Annotated in this window: 3 protein-coding genes and 2 pseudogenes; 3 read left to right on the plus strand and 2 right to left on the minus strand. The window is 73.1% G+C overall.

From position 1 onward, the window contains the following. Both ACE3OU_RS18545 and ACE3OU_RS18550 read right to left on the minus strand, forming a co-directional pair. A pseudogene (locus tag ACE3OU_RS18545) lies at positions 1–499 on the minus strand (hypothetical protein); the annotation flags it as partial. A gap of 11 nt (positions 500–510) precedes the next feature. After that, on the minus strand, positions 511–1,230 hold the full coding sequence (locus tag ACE3OU_RS18550; protein WP_374243041.1) for a pseudouridine synthase: 720 nt from the start codon (positions 1,228–1,230) through the stop codon (positions 511–513). Positions 1,231–1,393: 163 nt separating this feature from the next. Here ACE3OU_RS18550 and ACE3OU_RS18555 point away from each other — a divergent pair, with 163 nt between their 5' ends. From ACE3OU_RS18555 to ACE3OU_RS18565, 3 genes and pseudogenes are all read left to right on the plus strand, one after another. Next, entirely contained in the window at positions 1,394–2,119 is a 726-nt protein-coding gene (locus tag ACE3OU_RS18555; protein ID WP_374243042.1) for an ABC transporter ATP-binding protein, read from the plus strand. A gap of 6 nt (positions 2,120–2,125) precedes the next feature. After that, the gene (locus ACE3OU_RS18560) at positions 2,126–4,477 is read left to right on the plus strand and encodes an ABC transporter permease (RefSeq protein ID WP_374243043.1); all 2,352 of its coding nucleotides are present in this window, start codon (positions 2,126–2,128) and stop codon (positions 4,475–4,477) included. Between the two features lie 4 nt (positions 4,478–4,481). Continuing rightward, a pseudogene (locus tag ACE3OU_RS18565) lies at positions 4,482–4,934 on the plus strand (efflux transporter periplasmic adaptor subunit); the annotation flags it as partial.

Genomic DNA, 4,934 nt, shown 5'->3' on the forward strand with positions numbered 1-4,934 from the left:
GATCTTCGCGGTAGCGGGAGCGGTCGCCTTCCGGGCGGGGCGGACGCTCGCCGCGCTCGGGGCGGTCGCCGTAGGGGCGGCCGGAGCGCTCACCATCGGGGCGCGGGCCGCGCTCGCCGAAGCCGCGCGGGCGGTCTTCGCCGGAACGGGGCGGGCGGTCGTCGCGGTAGCGGGGGCGGTCACCCTCCGGGCGGGGCGGGCGCTCGCCGCGCTCGGGGCGGTCGCCGTAGGGGCGGCCGGAGCGCTCACCATCGGGGCGCGGGCCGCGCTCGCCGAAGCCGCGCGGGCGGTCGCCTTCCGGCCGCGGGGCGCGGCGCACGGGTTCGGTGTTGGCCTGGTCCGGGTAGGAGGCCTTGCTGCGCTTGCGTACCGGCGCGTCGCCAGGGCGGCCAGGCTTGGCGGCCGGGGCGGCGTCGGTGGGCGCGGCGGCGCGGGGCTTGATCTTGAGGGTGCCTTCGCGGGTCGGCAGGGGCGGGCGGCGGCGGGGGGTGTCGGTCATGGCGGGCCCTTTCAGGCGGCAGGATGCAGTTGTTGGAGGTCGGCCGCTTCGAGGTAGACCCATTCGCCTTCGGCCAGGCCGGCCAGCACGCCTTCGCCGAGGCGAAGGCCGCCGAAGCCAGCCCGGTGCAGCGCGGCGACGTGATTGCCGGCGGCGGCGATCATGCGCTTGACCACGTGGTACTTGCCCAGGTCGAGGGACATTTCGAGGGTGGTCGGGCCCAGCAGGGTGGCCGACAGGGCGCGCACCGGCTGGGGTTCGTCGATGAGCTGGACGCCCTCGAGGAGGCGCGGCACCAGCTTGTCGCAGGCGGGCTCGGCGAGTTCGGCGCGGTAGATCTTGGGGACGTGCTTCTTGGGCGACGACAGGTTGTGGATGAAGGCGCCGTCGTCGGAAAACAGCAGCAGGCCGGTGGTGTCCACGTCCAGCCGCCCGACGCTCTGCACGTTGCGCTCGACGAGCGGGTGGGGCAGCAGCGAATACACGCCCCGGTGGTGCTTGGGCTCGTGGGAGCATTCGAAGCCGGCCGGCTTGTGCAGGGCGAGGTAGGTCTTCTCGCGGTAGGTCCAGGCTTCGCCCTCGACCTCGAAGACGAGGCCGGCGGTGTTGATCTCGGCACCGGGGTTGTCGACGACTTCGCCCTGGATGCGGACTTCGCCGAGCTCGATGAGCTGGCGGCACTGGCGCCGGCTGCCGAAGCCCTGGGCCTGAAGGATGCGTTCGAGTTTCACTTAAAAGAGCGGATTGATTGGCTAACCCTGCATTGTCGGGTTTCGGGGGGAGGGGTGCAAGATTCATCGCGCCGGCCCCCGCGGCGGTGGGCACGCCGTGGCCGTTCGGAGGTATCGTTGCGGCAGCGGTGGGGTGTCGGTGGAGAGCACGGGTGAGGCGGAGATGAGCGAACTGGAGCAGGCCGGCCGCGCGATCTTCGAGGCGCGGGGGCTGACCAAGGTCTACGAGATGGGCGAGGTGCGGGTCGAGGCGCTGCGGGGCGTCGACCTGGACATCCACGCCGGGGAGTTTCTGGTGCTGCTCGGGCCGTCGGGGAGCGGCAAGTCGACGCTGCTCAACATCCTCGGCGGGCTGGACGTGCCGACCGGCGGCACGGTGCGCTACGCCGACCACGACCTCACGGTGGCCGACGACGCGGCGATGACCCGCTACCGCCGCGAGCACGTGGGCTTCGTGTTCCAGTTCTACAACCTGATCCCCAGCCTTACCGCCCGCGAGAACGTGGCCCTGGTCACCGAGATCGCCCGCGACCCGATGCGTCCCGAGGACGCCCTGGCGCTGGTGGGCCTGGCCCACCGGCTGGACCACTTCCCGAGCCAGATGTCCGGCGGCGAGCAGCAGCGGGTGGCGATCGCCCGCGCGGTGGCCAAGCGCCCCCAGGTGCTGCTGTGCGACGAGCCCACCGGGGCCCTCGACGTGCACACCGGCGTGCTGGTGCTGGAGGTGATCGCCCGCGTCAACCGCGAGCTCGGCACCACCACCGTGGTGATCACCCACAACGCGGTGATCGCCGGGATGGCCGACCGGGTGGTGTATTTTGCCGACGGGCAGGTGCAGCGCGTCGAGCGCAACGCGGTGCGCCAGGCCGCCGCCGCGTTGAGCTGGTAGCCCGCCGTGCGCGCCCTCGACCGCAAGCTGTGGCGCGACCTGTGGCACATGCGTGGCCAGGCGGTGGCGATCGCGCTGGTGGTGCTGTGCGGCGTGGCGACCCACGTGATGTTCCTGTCCACCCTCCATGCGCTGCGCGAGACCCAGGCGGGCTACTACCGGGAATACCGCTTCGCCGATCTGTTCGCGTCCCTCAAGCGCGCGCCGGAGCCCCTGCGCGAGCGGATCGCCGCGCTGCCCGGGGTGCACCGGGTGGAGACCCGGGTGGTGGCCCCGGTGCGCGTCGACATGCCCTTCTTCGGCGAGCCGGTGAATGCGCTGATGGCCTCGCTGCCGGCGCCGGGCGGGCTCAACGGCTTGCACCTGCGAGAGGGGCGGCTGCCGGCGCGGGCCGACGAGGTGGTGGTCGGCACGCCCTTTGCCGAGGCCCACGGGCTGCACCCGGGCGACCGCTTCCACGCCCTCCTCAACGGCCGGCGCCAGGCGCTCACCCTGGTGGGCACGGCGCTGTCGCCCGAGTTCATCCAGCAGCTGCGGCCCGGCTCGGCCTTTCCCGACAACAAGCGCTACGGGGTGATGTGGATGGAGCGCCGGGCCCTGGCCCAGGCCTACGACCTGGAGGGCGCCTTCAACGACCTGGCGGTCGGCCTCGCCCCCGGCGCCAGCGCCCCGGCGGTGATCGCCGGCATCGACGGGCTGCTGGAGCGCTACGGCGGCCTGGGCGCCTACGGGCGCCAGGACCAGCGCTCCCACCGCTTTCTCTCCGAGGAGCTGCAGCAGCTGGGCACCCTGGCCGGGCTGTTTCCGGCGATGTTCATGGCGGTGGCGGCCTATCTGCTCAACGTGGTGATCGGCCGGCTGGTGACGATGCAGCGGGAGCAGGTGGCCACCCTCAAGGCCTTCGGCTACGGCAACGGGGCGATCCTGGCCCATTACCTCAAGCTGGTGGCGGCCATCGCCGCGGCCGGCATCGCCGGCGGCATCGGGCTGGGCTACTGGCTCGGCGGGCTGCTGGCCGGGCTGTACATGGATTTCTACCATTTCCCGTGGCTGCGCTACACGCTGGAGCCCCTGGTGGTGGTGCAGGCCGCCGGGGCCAGCCTGCTGGCGGCGGGCGTCGGGGCCTGGGGGGCGGTGGCGCGGGTGCTGCGCCTGCAGCCGGCCCAGGCGATGCGCCCCGAGCCGCCGGCCCGCTACCGCGAGACGCTGCCCGAGCGGCTCGGCCTCAAGCGCTGGATGTCCCAGCCGACCCGGATGATCGCCCGCAACATCGGCCGCCGCCCGCTCAAGTCGGCGCTGGCGGTGGTGGGCATCGCGCTGGGCTGCGGGATCATCCTCACCGGGCTGTTCCAGCGCGACACGGTGGGCTACATGCTCAACGTGCAGTTCGGCATGTCCCAGCGCGAGGATCTGGCGCTGAGCTTCACCGACCCCACCGCCTACCGGGCCCGCTTCGACCTCGCCGCGCTGCCGGGGGTGCGGCGGGTCGAGGTGTTCCGGGCGGTGCCGGTGCGCCTGAAAAGCGGCCATCTGGAATATCGCACCTCCATCCGCGGCCTCGAATCCGGCGGCGAGCTGCAGCGCCTGCTCGACGCCGACCTGCGCCCGGTGGCGCTTCCGGCCGAGGGCCTGCTGCTCACCGACCACCTGGGCCGCCGCCTTGGCGTGAAGGCCGGCGACCGCCTCGTCGTCGAGGTGCTCGAAGGCGCCCGGCCGCGGCTCGAGGTGGTGGTGGCGGGGCTGGTCAAGGAATACCTGGGCGTCTCGGGCTACATGGACCTCGCCGCCCTCAACGCCCTGCTGCGCGAGGGGCCGACCCTCTCCGGCGCCTGGCTGGGCGTGGATAGGGCGCAGCTGGCCGGGCTGTTCGAGCACTTCAAGGGGGTGCCGCGGGTGGCCGGCGTGGCGGAGCGTATCCAGGAGATCCGCGCCTTCAACAAGGTGATGGACGAGACGATGCTGTTCTTCACCTACGTGGCGACGGTGTTCGCGGTGGTGATCGCCTTCGGGGTCATCTACAACAGCGCCCGCATCGCCCTCACCGAGCGCGGCCGCGAGCTGGCGAGCCTGCGGGTGCTGGGCTTCACCCGCGGCGAGATCGCCTACATCCTGCTCGGTGAGCTGGCGGTGCTGACCCTCGCGGCGATCCCGCTGGGCCTGGCCGCCGGCCGATGGATGTGCGCCTACATCGCGAGTACGATGCAGAACGACCTGTTCCGGGTGCCGGTGGTGCTGGCGCCCCAGACCTATGCCTTCGCCGTCACCGTGGTGCTGGTGTCGGCGCTCCTGTCGGGCCTGGCGGTGCGCAGCCGCCTCGACCGGCTGGACCTGGTCGCCGTCCTGAAGACTCCGGAGTGAGCGTGTGAAAAACGTGGCTGAATGGCGCCGCCGCGGCCTCATCGGGCTGATCGTGGTGGCGATGGCGGTGGGGCTCTACTTCGGCTTCCGGCCGCGGCCGGTGCTGGTGGAGACCGGCGTGGTGAGCCGCGGCCCGCTGCGGGTGGCCCTGGAGCAGGAGGGCCGCACGCGGGTCATCGACCGCTACGTGGTGAGCGCGCCGGTCGCCGGCTACGCCCGGCGTATCGCGCTCGACGCCGGCGACGCGGTGTCGCCGGGCACGCCGCTGGTGGCCCTCGAGCCGGCCCGCGCCGAGGTGCTGGACGCCCGCCGGCGGGCCGAGGCGGAGGCCCGCGTCGCCGCGGCCACCTCGGCCGTCGGGGCGGCCGGGCAGCGCCTGCAGGCGGCCCGGGCCGGCGCCCAGCTGGCCGGCGCGGCGCTCAAGCGGGCCGAGGCCCTGCGCGCCGCCGGCCATGTG

Origin of the sequence: Zoogloea sp., assembly GCF_041908905.1 — a bacterium.
In the GTDB taxonomy this organism is placed as follows: Bacteria; Pseudomonadota; Gammaproteobacteria; order Burkholderiales; family Rhodocyclaceae; genus Zoogloea.

Bases quoted from the DNA above. Each gene is read 5' to 3' on its own strand.
- ACE3OU_RS18555 (WP_374243042.1), top strand. From the start codon at position 1,394: ATGAGCGAACTGGAGCAGGCCGGCCGCGCGATCTTCGAGGCGCGGGGG.